Origin of the sequence: Streptomyces hokutonensis, assembly GCF_042751305.1 — a bacterium.
GTDB classification, from domain to species: domain Bacteria; phylum Actinomycetota; class Actinomycetes; order Streptomycetales; family Streptomycetaceae; genus Streptomyces; species Streptomyces hokutonensis_A.
Genome location: NZ_JBHYWD010000003.1, coordinates 472,954 through 490,853, shown reverse-complemented (window position 1 = coordinate 490,853; position 17,900 = coordinate 472,954). Strand labels below are relative to the sequence as shown.

General features: G+C 70.0%; 19 protein-coding genes. 11 read left to right on the top strand and 8 right to left on the bottom strand.

Annotation, left to right across the window (positions count from 1 at the left end; genetic code table 11):
- The first annotated feature begins 40 nt into the window (after positions 1–40).
- The 8 genes from ACFXC1_RS12045 to ACFXC1_RS12010 all read left to right on the top strand — a co-directional run bounded on the left by ACFXC1_RS12045 (position 41) and on the right by ACFXC1_RS12010 (position 8,060).
- Positions 41–862, top strand: a complete 822-nt coding sequence (locus tag ACFXC1_RS12045) for an ABC transporter ATP-binding protein (RefSeq protein WP_381241798.1) — start codon at positions 41–43, stop codon at positions 860–862.
- A 17-nt stretch (positions 863–879) separates the two neighbouring features.
- On the top strand, positions 880–1,737 hold the full coding sequence (locus ACFXC1_RS12040; protein WP_381241929.1) for an ABC transporter permease: 858 nt from the start codon (positions 880–882) through the stop codon (positions 1,735–1,737).
- 150 nt (positions 1,738–1,887) lie between these two features.
- The gene (locus ACFXC1_RS12035; protein WP_381241797.1) at positions 1,888–2,997 is read left to right on the top strand and encodes an ABC transporter substrate-binding protein; all 1,110 of its coding nucleotides are present in this window, start codon (positions 1,888–1,890) and stop codon (positions 2,995–2,997) included.
- 40 nt (positions 2,998–3,037) lie between these two features.
- A complete protein-coding gene (locus ACFXC1_RS12030; RefSeq protein ID WP_381241795.1) occupies positions 3,038–4,099 on the top strand; it encodes an LLM class flavin-dependent oxidoreductase in 1,062 nt (353 codons plus the stop codon).
- Positions 4,099–4,758, top strand: a complete 660-nt coding sequence (locus ACFXC1_RS12025) for a cysteine hydrolase family protein (RefSeq protein WP_381241793.1) — start codon at positions 4,099–4,101, stop codon at positions 4,756–4,758. Before ACFXC1_RS12030 ends, ACFXC1_RS12025 begins: the two co-directional genes overlap by 1 nt.
- On the top strand, positions 4,755–6,089 hold the full coding sequence (locus ACFXC1_RS12020; protein WP_381241791.1) for an NtaA/DmoA family FMN-dependent monooxygenase: 1,335 nt from the start codon (positions 4,755–4,757) through the stop codon (positions 6,087–6,089). The genes ACFXC1_RS12025 and ACFXC1_RS12020 overlap by 4 nt, the downstream gene beginning before the upstream one ends.
- 1 nt (position 6,090) lies before the next feature.
- Positions 6,091–7,494 carry an MFS transporter gene (locus tag ACFXC1_RS12015; RefSeq protein ID WP_381241789.1) on the top strand — a complete coding sequence of 468 codons (1,404 nt, stop codon included), beginning with the start codon at positions 6,091–6,093 and terminating at the stop codon, positions 7,492–7,494.
- A complete protein-coding gene (locus ACFXC1_RS12010) occupies positions 7,494–8,060 on the top strand; it encodes a flavin reductase family protein (RefSeq protein WP_381241787.1) in 567 nt (188 codons plus the stop codon). The genes ACFXC1_RS12015 and ACFXC1_RS12010 overlap by 1 nt, the downstream gene beginning before the upstream one ends.
- Here the strand turns inward: ACFXC1_RS12010 and ACFXC1_RS12005 are convergent.
- The gene (locus tag ACFXC1_RS12005; RefSeq protein WP_381241785.1) at positions 8,041–8,934 is read right to left on the bottom strand and encodes a DUF2236 domain-containing protein; all 894 of its coding nucleotides are present in this window, start codon (positions 8,932–8,934) and stop codon (positions 8,041–8,043) included. The genes ACFXC1_RS12010 and ACFXC1_RS12005 overlap by 20 nt on opposite strands.
- 194 nt (positions 8,935–9,128) lie before the next feature.
- Between ACFXC1_RS12005 and ACFXC1_RS12000 the strand changes: the two genes are divergently transcribed.
- Positions 9,129–9,773 carry a methyltransferase family protein gene (locus ACFXC1_RS12000; protein WP_381241783.1) on the top strand — a complete coding sequence of 215 codons (645 nt, stop codon included), beginning with the start codon at positions 9,129–9,131 and terminating at the stop codon, positions 9,771–9,773.
- A gap of 49 nt (positions 9,774–9,822) precedes the next feature.
- Here the strand turns inward: ACFXC1_RS12000 and ACFXC1_RS11995 are convergent, their stop codons facing one another.
- A complete protein-coding gene (locus ACFXC1_RS11995) occupies positions 9,823–10,578 on the bottom strand; it encodes a peptidyl-tRNA hydrolase (RefSeq protein WP_381241781.1) in 756 nt (251 codons plus the stop codon).
- A 151-nt stretch (positions 10,579–10,729) separates the two neighbouring features.
- Here ACFXC1_RS11995 and ACFXC1_RS11990 point away from each other — a divergent pair, with 151 nt between their 5' ends.
- Both ACFXC1_RS11990 and ACFXC1_RS11985 read left to right on the top strand, forming a co-directional pair.
- Positions 10,730–11,611 (top strand): ABC transporter ATP-binding protein, encoded by an 882-nt coding sequence (locus tag ACFXC1_RS11990; RefSeq protein ID WP_381241779.1) that lies wholly within the window; start codon positions 10,730–10,732, stop codon positions 11,609–11,611.
- A gap of 5 nt (positions 11,612–11,616) precedes the next feature.
- Positions 11,617–12,288: an ABC transporter gene (locus ACFXC1_RS11985; protein WP_381241777.1), complete on the top strand. Its 672-nt coding sequence runs from the start codon at positions 11,617–11,619 to the stop codon at positions 12,286–12,288.
- 165 nt (positions 12,289–12,453) lie between these two features.
- Here ACFXC1_RS11985 and ACFXC1_RS11980 read toward each other — a convergent pair whose 3' ends face one another.
- The 6 genes from ACFXC1_RS11980 to ACFXC1_RS11955 form a co-directional block, all read right to left on the bottom strand.
- Positions 12,454–13,299, bottom strand: a complete 846-nt coding sequence (locus ACFXC1_RS11980) for a polysaccharide deacetylase family protein (RefSeq protein WP_381241775.1) — start codon at positions 13,297–13,299, stop codon at positions 12,454–12,456.
- Positions 13,300–13,355: 56 nt separating this feature from the next.
- Positions 13,356–14,231 carry a PPK2 family polyphosphate kinase gene (locus ACFXC1_RS11975; RefSeq protein WP_381241773.1) on the bottom strand — a complete coding sequence of 292 codons (876 nt, stop codon included), beginning with the start codon at positions 14,229–14,231 and terminating at the stop codon, positions 13,356–13,358.
- 59 nt (positions 14,232–14,290) lie between these two features.
- Complete coding sequence (locus tag ACFXC1_RS11970; protein WP_381241771.1) at positions 14,291–14,845, bottom strand: YbhB/YbcL family Raf kinase inhibitor-like protein; 555 nt, start codon at positions 14,843–14,845, stop codon at positions 14,291–14,293.
- 9 nt (positions 14,846–14,854) lie between these two features.
- Entirely contained in the window at positions 14,855–15,655 is an 801-nt protein-coding gene (locus tag ACFXC1_RS11965; protein WP_381241769.1) for a slipin family protein, read from the bottom strand.
- Positions 15,656–15,754: 99 nt separating this feature from the next.
- Positions 15,755–17,230 carry a SulP family inorganic anion transporter gene (locus ACFXC1_RS11960; protein ID WP_381241767.1) on the bottom strand — a complete coding sequence of 492 codons (1,476 nt, stop codon included), beginning with the start codon at positions 17,228–17,230 and terminating at the stop codon, positions 15,755–15,757.
- 8 nt (positions 17,231–17,238) lie between these two features.
- Complete coding sequence (locus ACFXC1_RS11955; protein ID WP_381241765.1) at positions 17,239–17,817, bottom strand: carbonic anhydrase; 579 nt, start codon at positions 17,815–17,817, stop codon at positions 17,239–17,241.
- Positions 17,818–17,900 lie beyond the last annotated feature (83 nt).

Here is a 17,900-nt window from a genome sequence, read left to right as displayed (position 1 = left end):
ATCGGGCACTTGTGCCCGCGACATGGATGGGAGCGTGAAGGTGACTGGTACGCCAGCACTCCAACTGCGGTCGGTACGAAGGGTCTACGGCTTCGGGTCCGCCGCGACCACGGCCCTCGACGACGTCGACCTGACCGTGCAGTCGGGCCGTTTCGTCAGTCTCATCGGCCCCAGCGGCTGCGGAAAGTCGACGCTGCTGCGGCTCGTCGCGGGCCTTGAACAGCCGGACGGCGGCGAGGTGTCGGTGCACGGTGTGACACCGGCACAGGCCTGCGCGGCCAAGCTGATCGGACTCGTACCGCAGAGTCCCGCACTGCTGCCCTGGCTCTCCGTCCTGCGGAACGTCACGCTGCCCCAGAAGATCAACCGGGGCGCGGCCGGTCGCCGGGAACGCATCGCCGACTTCGCCGAACGCCGAACGGCCCCCGATATGAAGGAACTTCTCGTCAAGGCCGGCCTCGGCGACGCCCTGCACAAGCTCCCGGCCCAGCTCTCCGGGGGGATGCGTCAACGCGCCGCGATCGTCCGGGCGTTCGGCCTGCAGCCCGACGTGCTCGTGATGGACGAACCCTTCTCGGCGCTCGACGAGTTCACCCGCGAAAGCCTTCAGGACCAACTCCTCGACCTCTGGGAGGAGTTGCGGACCACCGTCCTGTTCGTCACGCACTCCGTGTCCGAGGCCGTACGGCTCTCCGACACCGTCGTCGTCATGGCGCCGAACCCCGGCCGCGTCGTCGAGAGCATCGACATCGACCTGCCCCGGCCGCGCGGTGAACGGCTCTTCGGGGAACGGCGGTTCCACGAGTACGAGGACCTGGTCAGAGAGCGGCTGCGGCGCGCCTGGCACAGCGAAGCCGCGTGAGTGGGGGCGTGAACGACATGACCGTAGCCGACGAACGCACCACCGCACCGGCACCGGCCGAGAACAGGCCGCCCACCGAACCTTCCCGCTTCAGCCTCAAGCACCCGAGGTCCCGGATCGGCTGGATCCGTCCGGCAGTCTGGCTGCCCCTCGTCGTGATGCTGGGGATCCTCGCCGGGCTGTGGCAGTGGGGTGCGCGGCAACTTCCTTATCTGCTACCGCCGTTGTCCGAGGTCGGCAGCTCGCTCTCCGGGAATTTCGGCTACTACGTCCACAACGCCCTTGTCACGCTCGGTGAGGCGACGGCCGGCCTGGGGATGGGGTTCGTCGGGGCGTTCGTCCTCGCCGTGCTGACCAGTGAACTCCCCCTGGTGCGACGGGCGGTGATGCCGGTCGCGGTCGTCCTCAACGTCACACCGCTGGTGGCTGTCGCCCCGGCCCTGGTTGTCGCCTTCGGGTTCGGGCCGATGCCCAAACTCATCATCACCGGGCTGATCTGTTTCTTCCCGATCCTCATCAACACGGCCACGGGGCTGCGGTCCGTGCCGCAGCAGGTGTTGCAGGTCTACCGGACGATGGACGCGAGCCGGGTCGAACTGCTGTGGCATGTGCGGGTGCCCAACGCGCTGCCGTATCTCTTCGCCGCGCTGCGGATCGTGTTTCCGCTGTCGATCATCGGGGCGGTCGTCGCCGAGATGTCGGCGTCCGGATCCACGGGAGGTCTGGGGACCGCGATCAGTGTGGCCTCCTCCATGAACCAACTACCTGTTGTTTACGCCTCGATTCTCGTCCTCGCGGTGATGGGCGTGTTGTTGCTGCTGGCCGTGACTGTCGTTGAACGTCGCGTGCTGCATTGGCACGACAGCGTGAACTGAGGCGCGGTTCTTTTTGTCCGCGGGCCGGTGGGGGCTGGTCGCGCCCACGCGGCGGAGCCGCATTTCGACACAGTCCCGCGCCCCTATCGGGGCGCTACATGCCCCCGCACTCATCAACTCACCGGCAATACAGTCAGTTTGGAGTTGTCCATGCCTATTCATCGCTTCACCAGATCCGCCGTCGTCGCCACCGTACTGACCCTCGCAGTCGCCGGATGTGGTTCCGGCTCGAGCGACAGCACCTCCGCCGGTGCTGCCGGTTCCGCGATATCCGCCAAGCGGTGTGCCGAGAACAAGGCCGCCGGGAAGATCACGTATCTCTCCGGGTACCAGTTCCAGTCCTCCGTCTCGATCCTCGAATACATCGCCGCCGCCAAGTTGGGCTATTTCAAGGACCTTTGCCTCACCGTCGACCTCAAGCCCGGCAGCGGTGACACCGCGCAGAACACCAAACTGCTCGCGGGCGGACAGGCGACCGTGTCCGCGATCTCCGAGCAGGACCTGATCCAGGCGCAGGCCAACGGCATCGACATCAAGGGGATTTCCTCGTACTCGAACGCCGGGCTCGACATCCTGATGACCAACAAGGACATCACCGATCTGACCCAGCTCGACGGCAAGGTCGTCGGACACAAGGGCTATGTGCCCGCCGCCGTCGAGGCGATGCTGGTCAAGGCCGGTGTGAAGTGGGACTCGCTCAAGCTGGTCAAGGAGGGCTACGACCCCTCCGTACTGCCCCGCAAGCAGGGCGGCCTCGAAGCGCTCACCGGGTTCATCTCGAACGAGCCGAACCAGCTCAAGGCGGCCGGCAAGGACGTCACCGTGTGGAAGCCGGTCGATTACAAGATCCCCAGTTCCATCGGCGCGATGGCGGTCAACCCGGCGTTCGCCAAGGCGCACCCGCACGCCGTCGAGGACATTCTGCGGGCCGCCCTGCACGCGTACTCGTACTGCTCCTCCAGCGAGGCGCACATCACCGAATGCGTCGGCTACGCGGCCAAGTTGTCCGGCCCGACCTACGACAAGAAGCTCAACGCGACGATCTGGAAGACCGAGACACAGGTCGTCAAGGAGAACCCGACGCCCGGGCAGCCTCTGGGCGGCATCGACACCGGCAACGTCACCCAACTCGTCGCCATGCTGCACCAGTTCAAGATCGTGCCGAGCAGTGTGACCGCCGCCGAGGCCCAGGCGTGGTTCGACACCTCGTTCGTCAAGGACATCTACAGCGGCGACAAGCTCGTCTGGCCCGCGCCGTAAGAACGCCAGAAACCCGCAGAGCCGTAGAAAGGCCCGTGACGTGCCCGCGAAAGAGTACGGAATCTTCCTTCCCATTGGGAACGGCGGCTGGATGCTGTCCACCACCGCGCCGCATCCCGAGGCGACCTACGCGTACAACAGGCGTGCCGCCGTGCACGCGGAGAACATCGGTCTCGACTTCGTGATGTCGATGGCCAAGTGGCGTGGTTTCGGCGGGAGTACGGACCACTGGGGCCGCTCGCTGGAGTCGATGACGATGATGGCGGCGCTCGCCGAGGCGACCAGCCGGGTCAGGATCTGGGCGACCCTGCACGCCAACATCCACAACCCGGCCGTCGCGGCGAAGATGCTCACCACCCTCCAGGACATCTCCGGCGGCCGGGCCGGGATGAACATCGTCAACGGCTCGTACGCGGGGGAGTTCGAGCAATTCGGCGACTGGGACCCGGAGTTGAGCCACGCGGACCGCTACCGGATGACGGAGTTGTGGACAGAGGCCGTCACCCGGCTGTGGACCGAGGACTCGGTCACGCTGCGCACCCCGTACTTCGACCTCGTCGACTGCGAGTCCCGCCCGCACCCGGCGACCCGGCCGACCGTCATCAGCGCGGGCCGCTCCGAGGACGCCCGCCGCTTCCAGGCCAAGTACGCCGACGGCGCGTTCCTCGCCGCCGACAGCCTTGACGACATGCGGTCGCTCTCCGCCGACGTGCACGCCCGCGCGAAGGCCAACGGCCGTGTCTGCAAGACCTATTCGATGCTCACCGTCGTCCAGGACGACACCGACGAACTGGCCGTCAAGAAGGTCAAGGAGTGGGGCGTCGGCGTCGACCGCGAGGCCCTCGCCCATATGCGGCACACCTGGGGAGTGCCCGAGGACCAGGCCCGCGCCTGGGCCGCCGGCGCCGACGGGGAGGCCGCCTTCCAGACGCCGTACGTCGCCGGCAGCGCCCGTACGGTCACCGAGCACATCGAGTACATCGTGCGGGAGGCCGACCTCGACGGACTCATGCTGATCTTCCCGGAGTACGACGAGGACATGCTGCTGTTCGGCGACACCGTGCTGCCCGCGCTGCGCGCCCGCGACGAGGTGGCGGCCTGATGTCCGACCTGCGCGACAGACAACTCGCCCGCCTCGCCCGGCCGGAGAGCAGGCCCGCGCTCGTCGTGGTCGACGTACAGCGGGACTTCGCCGACCCGGACCGGCTCGGGGCGTACGGCCTGACGGACGAGGCGCTGGCGGAACTTGACCGGACGGTCACTCGTATCGCCGAGCTGGTCGACGCGGCGCGCGCCGCCGAAGTACCCGTCGTATGGGTCGAGTTGGGCAGCGACCCGGCACGGCCGTGGCGGTCGAGCAACTGGCTGCGCGAGGGCGACTACGACGCACCCATGAGCCCGGACGAGCCGTGCCGGATCGGGACGCCCGGCGCCGAGTGGTACCGAATGGAGCCCGGTGAAGGGGAGTTGCGGGTGGCCAAGCGCGGTTACAGCGGCTTCCTCGGCACCGAGCTCGACGCCCGGTTGCGTGCGGCCGGCTACGACTGGCTCACCGTCGTCGGCCTGACGAGCGAGTGCTGTGTGTACGCGACCGCCCAGGACGCCGTCCAGCTCGACTGGCCCGTCGTCGTACCGCAGGACACGACGACCGCCTACGACCACCACGTCAACGCCGCCGCTCTCTTCCAACTGGGTCTGAACGTGGCCGTGTTGAGCGATGCCGACGAGGTCGTCGAGCTGTGGAAGAAGGCCGCGCGATGACCGGAATGCACATCGGCTACGACCTCTCCTTCACCCACACCGAGGGCGCCTGGGCACGCCAGGGCTCGTGGATCGGGCGGGACTTCCCCGACGTCCGGATGTTCATGGAGCTCGCGCAGACCGCCGAACGCGCGGGCGTGGGCCTGCTGTTCTTCGGCGACGGCAGCGGCATCCCCAGCACCTGGCGCGGCAGCATCGCACCGGCCGTCGAGTGGGGCATCCAATGGCCGCGCCACGACATGGCACCGGTCATCGCCGCGATGTCCACGGTGACGGAGAAGGTCGGCTTCGGGCTGACGTACTCCTCGACGTTCATGCATCCCTTCTATGTCGCCCGGCTGTTGAACTCGCTCGACCATGTGACCGGCGGCCGTATCGCCTTCAACGTGGTCGCCTCGACGCGCGGCGCCGACGCGGCCAACTACGGGTTCGCCGAGCTGATGGACCACGATCTGCGCTACGAGCGGATGGAGGAATTCGTCGACGTCTGCCGGGCGTTGTGGGACTCCGTCGCGCCGGACGCCATCGTCCGCGACCGGAGCACGGGCCGGTTCGCCGACCCCGAGAAGGTCCACCCCATCGACCACGAAGGGCGCTTCTTCACCGTCAAGGGACCGCTCGCGTCCGTACCCGGCCCGCAGTACCACCCGCTCATCGTCCAGGCGGGCAACTCCCCCCGGGGCATTGCCGCTTCGGCCCGCTTCGCCGACCTCGTCTTCGGCTTCGGCGGCCATCTGGCGAGCCAGCAGCGCCATCGCAAGCTGCTCGACGAGGCGTTGCTCGCCGAGGGCCGGGACCCGGAACACGTGGGCATCCTCTGGGCCACCCAGGTAATCGTCGGCCGCACGAAGGCCGAGGCACAGGCGCGCTGCGAGGCGGTGCACGAGTTCTGGAACGAGGAGGCGGTCGCCACCTACCTCTCGCACAACGCCGGCTACGACTTCTCGACGCTCCCGGCCTCCTTCCAACTGGGCGAGCTGCGCGACGAGTTGGCGGCCGCCAACGCGAGTCCGGCGGGCCTCGTCGGCTCCCTCGTCGCGGAGTTCGGCGCGGACCACACCATGAGCCGTACCGAGTTCTTCGCGCACGGCAGAGGGCGGGCGACGGGCCTGGACCACAGCCTCGTCGGCGATCCGGCCGCCGTGGCCGACGCGTTGGAGGAGAACTTCGCCGCCACCGGAGCACGCGGCGGCTTCATGTTCTCCAGCCCGCTGGCCATGCCCGCCGGCTTCTCCGCGATCAGTGAACTGCTGCTGCCCGAACTGCGCCGCCGCGGCGCGCTCGCACCGGCGTACCCCGGTTCAACTCTCCGCGAGAACCTGGCAGTTTGAGGTGAGGGTTGAGAGCACGCAGCGCGACTGGTTCGCTCTCGGCAGTCTGTGCACCGGGTTCTTCATGCTGCTGCTGGACAGCACCATCACCTCGGTCGCGCTGCCCTCACTGATCAGCGGGTTGCACGCGAGTGAGACCGCCGCCATGTGGGTCAACAGCGGCTACCTCATCGCGTACGCGGTGCCGTTGGTCGTCGCGGGACGGCTCGGCGATCGCTACGGCCATCGACGCGTCCATCTGGTCGGGCTGGCCGCGTTCACGCTCGGGTCGCTGCTGTGCGCAACCGCCGCCACCATCACGGCCCTTGTCGCCTGGCGGGTGGCACAGGGCATCGGCGCCGCACTGATGACCCCGCAGTGCCTGACCCTCATCAAGGCGCTGTTCCGGCCACCGCGTCTCGCCGTCGCGCTCGGGGTCTGGGGCGCGGTCGGTGGAGCGGCGGTGGCTGTCGGGCCCCTGCTGGGAGGTTTCCTTGTGGCCGCCGGGGGTTGGCCCGCGGTGTTCTGGGTCAACGTGCCGGTCGGAGTCGCCGCGTTGGTCGCCGTGGCCGTGTTCGTGCCGGTCCTCCCACGACAGTCGGCGCGCATCCCGGTGTGGGCGATCTGTGCGAACGCGGCTGGCCTGGGTGCGCTGGTGATCGGCATCCAGGGCACGGACGGCGCGAGCGCGGAAGTGCTGGGCGTCCCAAGGTGGTTGCTCGTAGCCGTGGGCGTGCTGGTCGTGGTGGCTGTCGTGTGGCTCCAGCGCCGGGACGGCCAGCGCGCCCTCGTACCGGTCGGGTTGCTGCGCAGCCGAGGGTTCGTCGTCGCGGCCTGGGCCGGTGCAGCCGCCGCCTTCTGCTCGGGCTCGGCCATGATCCCGCTGATGCTGTACCTCCAGCGGGAGCGCGGTCTCGACGCGGGCGCGGCGGCCCTCACCCTCGTACCGATGGGCGTGGTCTGCCTGTTGGGGGCGCCGGTGTCGGCCCGGCTCAACAACGGAATCGGTTCCCGCGCGGTCGCCGTCATCGGCTCGGGCGCGCTCGTCCTGTCCATCGGCACCTCGGCGGTGCTCGTCGCGACCGACGCCCCGATCACCGCGCTGACGGCCACGTTCGCGGTGTACGGGGTCGCCAACTCCTTTGTCTGGTCGCCCCTTTCGATCGCGGCGGTGACCTCGGTCGGCCCGGACGAGGTCGGGGCGGCCTCCGGAACCTTCAACGCGATGAAGCAACTCGGCGCCGTACTGGGCAGCGCGGTCTGCGCCGTTCTGCTGGCCGGTCACGGCTACGCGGTCACGCTCGGCGGGCTCGCGGCGGTCGGGGCGCTGTGTCTCCTCGCATCGGCGCTGCTGGGGACCGAGCCTCCGGGGAGCGGACGTCCGATCGCGCCTGCCGCGCCACAGCTACCCACAGGAGTCACCTGATGAAGCCTGACGCAGACGGGGGTCTCACGATGACGGCAGGGGAAGGCACGGAAGGCATGGAAGGCCTGCGGAATCTGGCGGGCATAACCTCCGACCCCGGGGAGATGACGAGGGCGTTCTCCGGGTTCCCGGCGGGGGTCGCGGCCCTCTCCGCGCGCGTCCACGGCGACCCGACCGTCATGATCGTCTCGTCGTTCGCGGTCGGCGTCTCCCACAACCCGCCCATGGTCTCCTTCGCCGCACAGCACACCTCGACGACCTGGCCGGTACTGTCCCGCGCGCGGGCGATCGGGATCTCCGTCCTGGGCGAGGGCCACAGCGACAAGGCCCGCCAACTCGCGTCCCGCAGCAGGGAATCCCGGTTCGCCGACCTGCCCACGGTGGAGGCGGAATCCGGTGCGATCTTCCTCGACGGTGCGCCGGTGTGGCTGGAGTGCACGGTCGAGCACAGTTATCCGGCCGGCGACCACGACATCATCGTGCTGCGCGTGCTGGCCATGAGGTCCGACGACGAGCGGAGTCCGCTGGTGTGGCACCGAAGGACCCTCAAGATGCTGGGGAGTTGAGCGCCTGGCCGGTGCGGCGCCGGGTCTGCCGCAGGCGCTCGGGAAGCGGTCTTCGGTAGTCGGGGAGCAGGCGTTGGGCGAGGAACGCGGACTTCAGGAACAGACGCACGGCACGCTCGCGGCGCGGGGTGAGCGTGCCGATCCGGTGCAGCCGGCAGACCCGCTCACCGGCGAGATACCGGGTCAGGTCTCTGCCGAACGCCCGTAAGGGGGCCGGGAACCAGCGCTCGGCGAAGAACTCCATCATCGCGGTCGCCACCCGATGACCGGACTCCGTCCCCTCGTACGGCCGCGCCTCGAACTTCTCGGCGAACTCTGTCATCGCGTCCCAGTCCTCGGGGAACGCCTCGTCGGCCAGCGGCCCGGACTCGCGTTGCAGGAGCCGGAAGAGGGTCCGCGCCCAGCGATGCCAGGCGACCTTCATGCTCTCGCTGGTACCGGGCAGCCCGAGAGAGGTCTGGAGCCGGTCGGCGAACGTGGCAAGCAGGACCAGGGGATAGACGAAGTCGTCGATGTCGTCGAAGTTGCCGGGCAGTTGAGGGGTCGCGCGGGCGATGGAAAGGTGGATGCGGTTGAGCCGCTCGGCGGCGGCGCGGCCCGGCGGGCTGGACAGTCCGTCCACCATCCACGCCATCAGGAACGTGTTGCCGTCCTCGAAACGCCGCCGGGGCCGCTTCTCCAGCTTCCCGGTGTGGGCGAGGGTGGCGGCTCCGAAGCCCGGCTGCATCATGCGCATCGTGCCCGGATAGACCATCATCGCCAGCGCGAACTCGGGGACGCGGTGGCCGACGTAGAGCGAGATCATGCGCTCCCAGTCGGTGTCCGGATCCATCCGGGCCAGTTCGCGGTCGACCCACTTGTAGCCACGGCGCACGGTCTGTTCCCCCCACTCGAACTTTCAGAGGGGGGACGCTGCGGGACGTGGCGGCCGATGCCCCGATCCGTCGTGATCTGCGTCACCTCGACCGAGAGTAAGGGATCAGTGACGGATCTCCACCCGAGGGTGGAGCCGCTGAATCAGCCCGTGGGTGGTGGTGAACTACGCAGGTCAGAGCGCAGCCTTGTGCCATGGGACCACTACATTCCGCACTCGTCGCTCTCACCGGCGTCTGTGTCGCGATCTTCGTCGTGGCGTGGATCGCGGGCGCGGTGTACTTCGGCGTGAAGAGCGAGGCCGGCCTCGGCGGCTGGGCACGCGGCCTGCGCCGCACCCTGCCCCGGCGGCTTCTCCTGATCGTGGGCGCCTACGCGTTCTCCCTGCTCATCAGGGACACCCCGGACTCCTTCTGGCACCACCTCCAGTACTGGCAGCCCGCACTCGCCCTCCTCGGCGCCCTGATCGCCGTCGCCTCCACGGCTCTGCTGCTCTGGGCCCGTTGGGTGCTGGGCGTCATGTGGGCCAGCATCCCGCTGGTCCACGAACACCATGAACTGCGCACCGAGGGCCCGTACCGAATAGTGCGGCACCCCATCTACACCGGCCTTCTCGGCCTGGTCCTCGGCGGAATGCCGGCCTGTGGCTTCGGCGTCTGGATCGTGCTCCTCGCCGTCGCCGTCCCCTGGCTGCTGCGCCGGGTCCGGGTCGAGGACGGCATGATGGCCGACCGGTTCGGTGCGTCCTACGAGGCCTACCGCGCCCGCGTTCCGGCCCTGATCCCGTGGACCCGACCTGCACGGGTCGGCCCCGGGGCTGGCGGCAGTCGGCAGGCGTAGAGGGAGGGGGACTGGCAGGGGCGGCTGACGGGGACGGGAGCCCGCGACCTCAGCCGATCGGTCCCCGCCCCTCGTCGCCCAGCTCGCCGACCCGGTGGTGTCCCTCGACCGCGACGGTCAGTCCGGGGGCGATCTCCGTGAAGCCGGCGTCCCGGACCAACGGCCGCTCGCTGCTGGTGAGTTCGGCCCACTGGGCGGGGGCGGCGGTGCGCACGGAGAGCGGGAAGCCGGCCTGACGCCAGGCGGTCCGCTCCTCGTCCGACAGCTCCCACCAGGCGAGTTGGGCGCCGTGACCCGTCTGGGCCATCGTCTTGCCGGCGGACATGTCGAGTTCGGGGTTCAGCCAGAGCACCGGCGCCGTCGGGTCCGCGTCGGCCGGCGGTTCGGGGTCGTCGAGGTCGGTGCCGGACACCTGGAGCCGGGCCAGATCCTTGGGCCAGCCGTCGAGCGGGACGGGCGGGAAGACCCGTACCTCCGCCGACTTCCCGGTCACCGTGATGCCCGGCAGCGCCTCGGCCCGCCGCCACTCGGCCCCGCGCGCCCGCCGCACCACCTTCCGGATGCGTGCGTCCTGCCAGTCCCGCATGGCCTGCGCCCACTCCCCGTCACCCAGGGCCCGCTCGTCGCTCAGGATCGTCAGCACGGCCCGGGCCGCCGTCTCCAACGCGTCCGTCCGCGCCGGCGGAGCATCCCGCTCGATCCGCACAACCAGGGGCAACACAAACTGCGGAGCCTCGTCGCGCGAGGTGCGCTCATTACGAAAGGGGTCGACATCGCCGCCGGGAACGGTGGAATCACTGGTCACACCGCCCAGTCTGCCAGGAGAGGGAGCGGTCCTTGGAAACACCGTTGAGTGGACTCCCTCAGGGGCGCGGGGAACTGCGCAGCCAGCCCCCACGCACCCGCACCCGCCAAACGAAAGACCCGCCCCACCCCTCCTGCGAAAGAATGCCCCGATGCGACGCGATCTACAGCTGGACAACGTCGGCCGCCGCTACGGATTTCGCGGCCCCTGGATCCTCCGCGGCGTGACTCTCACGCTGGCGCCCCACACCCTCACCCGCATCGAGGGCTCCAACGGCACCGGAAAATCCACCCTGCTCCGACTCCTCGCAGGCATCGACGCTCCCACCGAAGGCCGCGTAACCGGCCGCCCCCGCACCGCCTACGTTCCCGAGCGCTTCCCCCAGGCGCTCCCCTTCACCGCCGGGGGCTACCTCACCCACCTCGGCACGGTCCACGGCCTCTCCCGCGCCGCAGCGACCCGTGCCGCAGGCGAGTGGCTCGACCGCTTCGGGGCCACCGCCCACGCGGACACCCTCATGACCCGGCTCTCGAAGGGCAGCAGCCAGAAGGTCGCCGTGGCACAGGCCCTGCTCGCCGAGCCGGACCTGCTGGTCCTCGACGAGGCATGGACCGGCCTGGACTCCGACGCCGGGGCGGAGTTGGAGCGAGCCGTGGCGGAACGTACGGCGGCCGGCGGAGCGGTCGTCTTCGTGGACCACGACCCGAGCCGCCTCGCCGGGGCGCCCGACGCGACGTACACGGTTGCCGAGGGAGCCCTCAACCACCGTACGGATGAGGCGACTTCACCGTCCGGACCGCAGGCCTCGGTGGACGTCCAGGGGCCGCCGGGAGGGCAACTCCCGTCAGAAGCAAGCCAGTTCCTCACCGCGTCGAGGCAACTCGCCCCCGGTACCCACCGCCTCACCGTCCCCGCCTCCCACTCGGACGTTCTGCTCCGTGCCCTGCTGACGGCCCGCCCGCCCTGGCACGTGGTGAGCGTGAACCGGCGCGAGGACCTTCCCCTTGACGACGAAAGCGAGAGCTCCGGGTGACCGCGATGACGGCCGTTCTGCGCTATCAGGCCGCCCTTCTCCTGCGCTCGCAACGCTGGCTGCCGCCGGTCATCCTGTACGCCGCGTTCCTGGGCATCGGGGTCCAGGCCGGGCAGCCGGTGCTCGACTCGCTCGGCTACACGGCCGCGGCCCTGCTGCCGGTCGCCGCCTGGCTGGTGCGGATCTGCACGACCAACGAGCCCCCTGCGGCGCGGAGTTGTGTCGCGGCGGCGGTCGGGCCCGCGCGGGCGCATCTCGCCTGTCTGCTGGTCGCGCTGGGCACCGCGGCGGCGTTCGGCACGGCGGCCACCCTCGTCGTCACGCTGATCAGCGACCCGGCGAGCGCCGATCACCGCACCCGGATACCGCTCCTCGCCGCCGGGACGGCGGGCCTGCTCGCGGTCCTGGTCTGCGCCCTGCTCGGCACGGCGGTCGGCGCCCTCACCAACTGGCCGCTGCTGCGCTCGCCCGGCCGGGCGGTGCCCGCGATGCTGCTGGCGGCGCTGCTGTCGGTGGTGGTGACCGGTTCCCCGGCGCAGGCGGCGGTCAGCGGCCTGGTGACCGGCTCGCAGTCGGGCACGGTCCCGGTCCCGCTGCTCCCCCTGGCCGGGGCGGCCCTGGTCACGGCGGCCGTGACCGCCGCGACCTGCGCCCTCACCTCCCGCCGCTCACCCTGAACAGGCGGTCCGTTGCGCTTCCTGCCACTCGCACACGGGGCACAGCGTGATCCCCTTCTGCGACGCCGGGTACTCGGTGGGTTCCCGGCACAGCACACACTCCGCGTACGCCGACGCCGGTTCTTCATCACTCATACGACCCAGCGTACGAGGAGTGCGGAAGCCTCAGCGGTGCCGGTCCGCCGCCCCGATCAGCTCGGAGACCTTCACGAACCGGTACCCCTTCTTCCGCAGCTCGGGCACGATCATGCGGACGGCCTTCTCGGTCGCCGGGGCCGCGCTGCGGGTGCAGTGCATGACGACGACCGACCCTGGCTTCACACCCTCCAGCACCTGCTGGGCCACGGCATCGGAGTCCGTCGCGAAGGCGTCCCCGCTCACCACGTCCCACTGCACCGCCGTGACACCGACGGCGCTCAGCGTCTTCAGTGCCTGGCGGTCGTAACACCCGCCGGGGAAGCGGAAGTACGGCATCGCGTTCGGTACGCCCGCCTTCTTGAACGCCGTGTACGCCCGTTCCACATCGGCCTTCATCCGGTCCCGGGACACGGTCGGCAGGCCGTAGCAGTCCCCGGTGAAGGCGTAGTGGCTGTAGGAGTGGTTGGCGATCTCAAACTGCGGGTCCCGCCCGATGTCACGTGCCTCGGCCGGATACTCGTCGGCCCACCGGCCGGTCATGAACACGGTCGCCGGCACCTTCAGCGCCCGCAGCGTCGCGATGAGCTGCGGATTGTCGAAGTGCTCACCGGCCGCCGCGCGCGGCCCCTGATCGGCGGTCATGTCGGCGTCGAAGGTCAGCGCGACGGTCTTGCCGTCCACGCGCGGACCGTTCTTGAAGACGGGGGTGAGTCCGGCGGGGCCGGGCGCGAGGGTGGGGGGCCGCGAGGAGGCTGCGGCGGTGGGCGCGGAGGGCGCCGGGCGGCTGGCGTGGGGTGCGGAAGGGGCCCCGCAGGCGGTGAGCGCGGCGCCGAGTGCACAGGCGGCGGCGACTCGTCGTACTCGAATGGTCACCGTAGGAAGATATGGTGCGAAAAGGTGTTAATCGGCTATCGACACGGAGTGCACGGTCAGTCGGCCGCCAGCAGCCGTTCCCGACATGCCGCCACGTCGAAGTCCGCCTCCGGGTACTGCGGATCCAGTGCCGTCAGATGTTCCAGGAGCAGGCGGCTGATCGCCCAGTTGCGGTACCACTTGCGGTCGGCGGGGACCAGGTACCAGGGGGCCTCCGGGGTCGAGCAGCGGGTGAGGGCGGTTTCGTAGACCTGCCGGTAGGCGGGCCACAGGGCGCGTTCCTCGATGTCGCCCGGGTTGAACTTCCAGTGCTTGTCCGGGTTGTCGAGGCGTTCGACCAGGCGGCGGCGCTGTTGGTCGTAGGAGATGTGGAGGAAGCACTTGACGACCGTCACGCCGTCGTCGGCCAGGGACTTCTCGAAGCGGTTGATGCGGCCGTAGCGGTCGTTGATCTCGCGGTGCGGGGCGAGTTCGCGGACGCGGGCGATGAGGACGTCCTCGTAGTGCGAGCGGTCGAAGATGCCGATCTCGCCGGGCTCGGGGAGGGCACGTTTGATGCGCCAGAGGAAGTCGTGCTTCCGCTCCTCCGGTGTGGGGGCCTTGAAGGCGCGGATGCGGCAGCCGGAGGGGTTGAACAGGCCGATGACGTGCTTGACCGTGCCGCCCTTGCCGCTGGTGTCCATGCCCTGGAGGACCAGGAGCAGACGGCGCCGGTCACCGGCCGTGCTCGCAGCCCACAGACGTTCCTGCAGGTCGGCCAGGTGTTCGCCCATCCGGGCGGTGTCCTTGAGACCGGCGGCCTTGTCGGCGGGGCCGCCGGGGGTGCCTGCGGCGTCGTAGGAGGAGAGGTCTACCGGGCTGTCGGCGGGGACGCGCATCAGGTCCGTGAGGGCCTTCTTTCCGTTCTCGCGCTTCGTGCCCTTCTTGGTCATGGGGGCACCCCTTCCGGTCGGCTCTCTCGATCCTGCGGGGTGGGGGCGGGGGCCGCCAGTCAGCGCCCGTAACGGCCGGTCAGCGTGCCCGAGGCCAGGGTGTGGCCGGTCAGGGCGCCTCGTACGTCGTCGGGTGAGGCGTCGGCGGCGAGGGAGAGCTTCCTGTCGGCGGCGTACACCGAGAGGACGTAGCGGTGGGGCGCGGCTCCCTTGGGCGGGCACGGGCCGCCGTAGCCGGTCTTCTTGAAGTCGTTGCGGCTCTGGACCGCGTCCTGCGGCGACTCCCCGGCCGCCAGGCGGGTCACCTGCGGGGGCACTCCCCACATCAGCCAGTGCGTGAACGTGCCGTGCGGGGCCATCGGGTCCTCCAGGACTACGACCAGTTCGGCCGCGGCGGCCGGGACACCCGCGAAGGCCAGGGGTGGCGACACGTCCTCGCCGTCACAGGTGTAGCGGCGCGGGACGGTGCCGTTCTCGGTGAACGCCGTACTCGTGACCGCGATCCGCTGCGAGGCGCTGGGCGTGGGCGCGGACGGGCCGCCTCCGCCGCCCCCGCAGCCTGCGACGCTCCCCAGTACGGCGGCCACCGCGACGATCACGATCCTCGGGCGCATGCCGCCACGCTACTGCTCCACGGCGGGCGGGGGAGGGGGCTGCGGCGGTTGCGGCTGCGCCCGCTCCAGGAAGCGCAGCAGTTCGACCGGGAAGGGGAGTACCAGTGTCGAGTTCTTCTCGGCCGCGACCGCAACTACCGTTTGCAGCAGCCGGAGTTGGAGTGCCGCGGGCTGTTCGGACATCTGCTCGGCGGCCTCGGCGAGTTTCTTGGAGGCCTGCAACTCGGCGTCCGCGTTGATGATCCGGGCCCGGCGTTCGCGGTCGGCCTCGGCCTGGCGGGCCATCGAGCGCTTCATCGTCTCGGGCAGGGAGACGTCCTTGATCTCGACCCGGTCGATCTGGACGCCCCAGCCGATGGAGGGGCTGTCGATCATCAACTCCAGTCCCTGGTTGAGTTTTTCGCGGTTGGAGAGGAGGTCGTCGAGGTCGCTCTTGCCGATGATCGAGCGCAGGGACGTCTGCGCCATCTGCGAGACGGCGAAGCGGTAGTCCTCGACCTTGATGATCGCGTCGGCCGCGTCGACGACCTTGAAGTAGACGACCGCGTCCACGCGCACGGTGACGTTGTCGCGGGTGATCCCCTCCTGCGCGGGCACGGGCATCGTGACGATCTGCATGTTGACCTTGAGGAGTTTGTCCACGAACGGGACGACCGTGGTGAAGCCCGGCCCCCGCACCTCGCCGACCACCCGCCCGAGGCGGAAGACCACCCCGCGCTCGTACTGCTTGACGACCCTGGCCGCCGCGGCGGCGTAGACCGCGCACGCGGAACCTACCGCCACGCCCGCCACCAGCAGTTCCTGGAGCATCCTGACCCCCTACCGGAGAGGCCTTCTGTCTGCTCCTGCAAGGGTATGCCCGGTGCCTGCTCCGGGGCCACGATCAACCCGGAGCAGGCACGGGCTCCGCTACTTCACCGCCGTGACCTCCACCGGCGTCATCTTCACCGGCTCGGTGCCGGCCGCGCTGTGCCGCTCGGCCCAGTTCTCCAGGGCTGTACGGCAGGCGTGGTCCAGGTGGTGCAGGCCGGAGAGGTGCAGTTCGACCGGCCGGTCCTGGGGGAGCGCCTCCAGGCTGTCGAGGATCTTCGGCAGCCGCAGGAAGGTCGCGTTGCCGGAGAGGTACGCCTGCACCGGGCCCGCGCCCTTGTCGACGACCTCCAGCTTGATGTGCGAGGCCTCCCACGCCGTCTTGCCGATGGCCAGCGCGAGCCCGATGAGCACACCCTCGAACATGCTGACCGCGACGATCGACAGCGCCGTGACGACCAGGATCAGCGCCTCGCCCCGGTGCTCGCGCCACAGCGACACGATCTCCCGGACGGGGATCAGCTTGGCGCCCGCGTGCACCAGGATGCCCGCCAGGGCCGGGATCGGGATGTACGCGAGGACGTCCGGCAGCAGCGCCGCGAACAGTAGCAGCCAGACGCCGTGCATCACCCGGGACGCCTTCGTCCGCGCGCCCGCCTGCACGTTGGCCGCGCTGCGTACGATCACCGCGGTCATCGGCAGCGCGCCGAGCAGCCCGCAGATCGCGTTGCCCGCGCCCTGCGCCACCAGCTCCTTGTCGTACTCGGTGCGCGGCCCGGAGTGCAGCCGGTCCACCGCCGCCGCGCTGAACAGCGACTCCGCGGACGCGATCAGCGTGAACGCGACCACCGTGCCAAGGAGCCCGACCTGTGCCAGCTCGCCGAACTCGCCGAGTGGCGGCGGCTGCAGCGACCCGAGCAGTCCCTGCACCTCCACGGTCGCCACCGGCAGCCCGAATGCGAGCGCGGCGAGCGTGGCCAGTCCTACGGCGGCCAGCGGTCCCGGCACCGTACGGACCCTGGCCGGCAGCCGCTTCCACAGCACCAGGACGGCGATGGTGGCGGCGCCGAGCGCGAGCGAGGCCAGCGCCTTCGTGTTCCCGGCGGCGTCGACGAGCGCGCCGGGCAGATCGGCTATCTTGTCCAGCCCCGTGGCGGGGGCCTTCGCCCCCGCCACCGAGTACAGCTGCCCGGCGATCAGCACCAGTCCGATACCGGCCAGCATGCCCTCGACGACCGAGACCGAGATGGCCCGGAAGTAGCGCCCCAACTTCAGGACGCCCATGAGGACTTGGAGCACACCGGTCGCGAGCACGATCACCCCGAGGGCGGGCAGCCCGTACTCCCGCACCGCCTCGAAGACCAGCACGGTCAGACCTGCGGCGGGACCGGACACCTGGAGGCTGCTGCCCCGCATGAGTCCGGTGACGATCCCGCCCACGATGCCGGTGACCAGGCCGAGTTCGGCCGGCACACCGGAGGCGACGGCCACGCCCACGCAGAGCGGGAGCGCGACCAGGAACACGACGAGGGAGGCGGCGAAGTCCTCCCGCAGATGGGGGAATTTGGTCATCATCCGCGAACTCACAGGGACTTGAAGGCGTCGGCGGCCGGGTCGTGCACCAGGACCGCACCGGTGTGGACCTCGTAGAACCAGGCGTGCAGGGTGAGTTGACGGTCCTTCAGCTTCTTCTCGATGTACGGGTACGAGCGCAGCCGCAGCAGCTGCGTCAGCACATGGCTCTGCACGCCTTCGGACACGGCCGGGTCGTCGACCGTCCCCTCCGGCTTCGGGGTCGCGTGCGTGAGCCAGTCGCGCACGGCCGGTACGGCGGTCAGGTCGTCGCCGCGCACCAGGGCGCCGACCGCGCCGCAGTGCGAGTGGCCGCAGACCACGATGTCGGAGACGCCGAGGACTTCGACGGCGTACTCGATGGTGCACGCCTCGCTCGTGGGGTGCTGGGAGGCGTACGGCGGAACGATGTTGCCGGCGGTGCGCAGCTCGAAGAGCTGGCCGGGGCGGGCGCCCGTGATCAGGGCCGGGACGACCCTGGAGTCGGAGCAGGTGATGAACAGCACCTGCGGGGACTGGCCTTCGGCGAGTTTGGCGAACTCCTCAGGGCGTTGTCCGAACGTACGGGCGTTGTCGATGAGGGGCTGCATGGCGTGAGTACTCCTCCTGGCGCGCCCTCTGGGCGCGTCGGGCTTGCATGACAGTGTGCGTGGGGGAAATGACTGCCTGCTCG

What these genes read in the sequence shown, in the direction of transcription:
- ACFXC1_RS11970 (WP_381241771.1), bottom strand. Translation starts at nt 14,845, where the DNA reads ATGCGCCCGAGGATCGTGATCGTCGCGGTGGCCGCCGTACTGGGGAGC.
- ACFXC1_RS12040 (WP_381241929.1), top strand. Translation starts at nt 880, where the DNA reads ATGACCGTAGCCGACGAACGCACCACCGCACCGGCACCGGCCGAGAAC.
- ACFXC1_RS12000 (WP_381241783.1), top strand. Translation starts at nt 9,129, where the DNA reads ATGGGACCACTACATTCCGCACTCGTCGCTCTCACCGGCGTCTGTGTC.
- ACFXC1_RS12020 (WP_381241791.1), top strand. Translation starts at nt 4,755, where the DNA reads ATGACCGGAATGCACATCGGCTACGACCTCTCCTTCACCCACACCGAG.
- ACFXC1_RS11990 (WP_381241779.1), top strand. Translation starts at nt 10,730, where the DNA reads ATGCGACGCGATCTACAGCTGGACAACGTCGGCCGCCGCTACGGATTT.
- ACFXC1_RS12010 (WP_381241787.1), top strand. Translation starts at nt 7,494, where the DNA reads ATGAAGCCTGACGCAGACGGGGGTCTCACGATGACGGCAGGGGAAGGC.
- ACFXC1_RS11955 (WP_381241765.1), bottom strand. Translation starts at nt 17,817, where the DNA reads ATGCAGCCCCTCATCGACAACGCCCGTACGTTCGGACAACGCCCTGAG.
- ACFXC1_RS11960 (WP_381241767.1), bottom strand. Translation starts at nt 17,230, where the DNA reads ATGATGACCAAATTCCCCCATCTGCGGGAGGACTTCGCCGCCTCCCTC.
- ACFXC1_RS11965 (WP_381241769.1), bottom strand. Translation starts at nt 15,655, where the DNA reads ATGCTCCAGGAACTGCTGGTGGCGGGCGTGGCGGTAGGTTCCGCGTGC.
- ACFXC1_RS11985 (WP_381241777.1), top strand. Translation starts at nt 11,617, where the DNA reads ATGACGGCCGTTCTGCGCTATCAGGCCGCCCTTCTCCTGCGCTCGCAA.
- ACFXC1_RS12025 (WP_381241793.1), top strand. Translation starts at nt 4,099, where the DNA reads ATGTCCGACCTGCGCGACAGACAACTCGCCCGCCTCGCCCGGCCGGAG.
- ACFXC1_RS12035 (WP_381241797.1), top strand. Translation starts at nt 1,888, where the DNA reads ATGCCTATTCATCGCTTCACCAGATCCGCCGTCGTCGCCACCGTACTG.
- ACFXC1_RS11975 (WP_381241773.1), bottom strand. Translation starts at nt 14,231, where the DNA reads ATGACCAAGAAGGGCACGAAGCGCGAGAACGGAAAGAAGGCCCTCACG.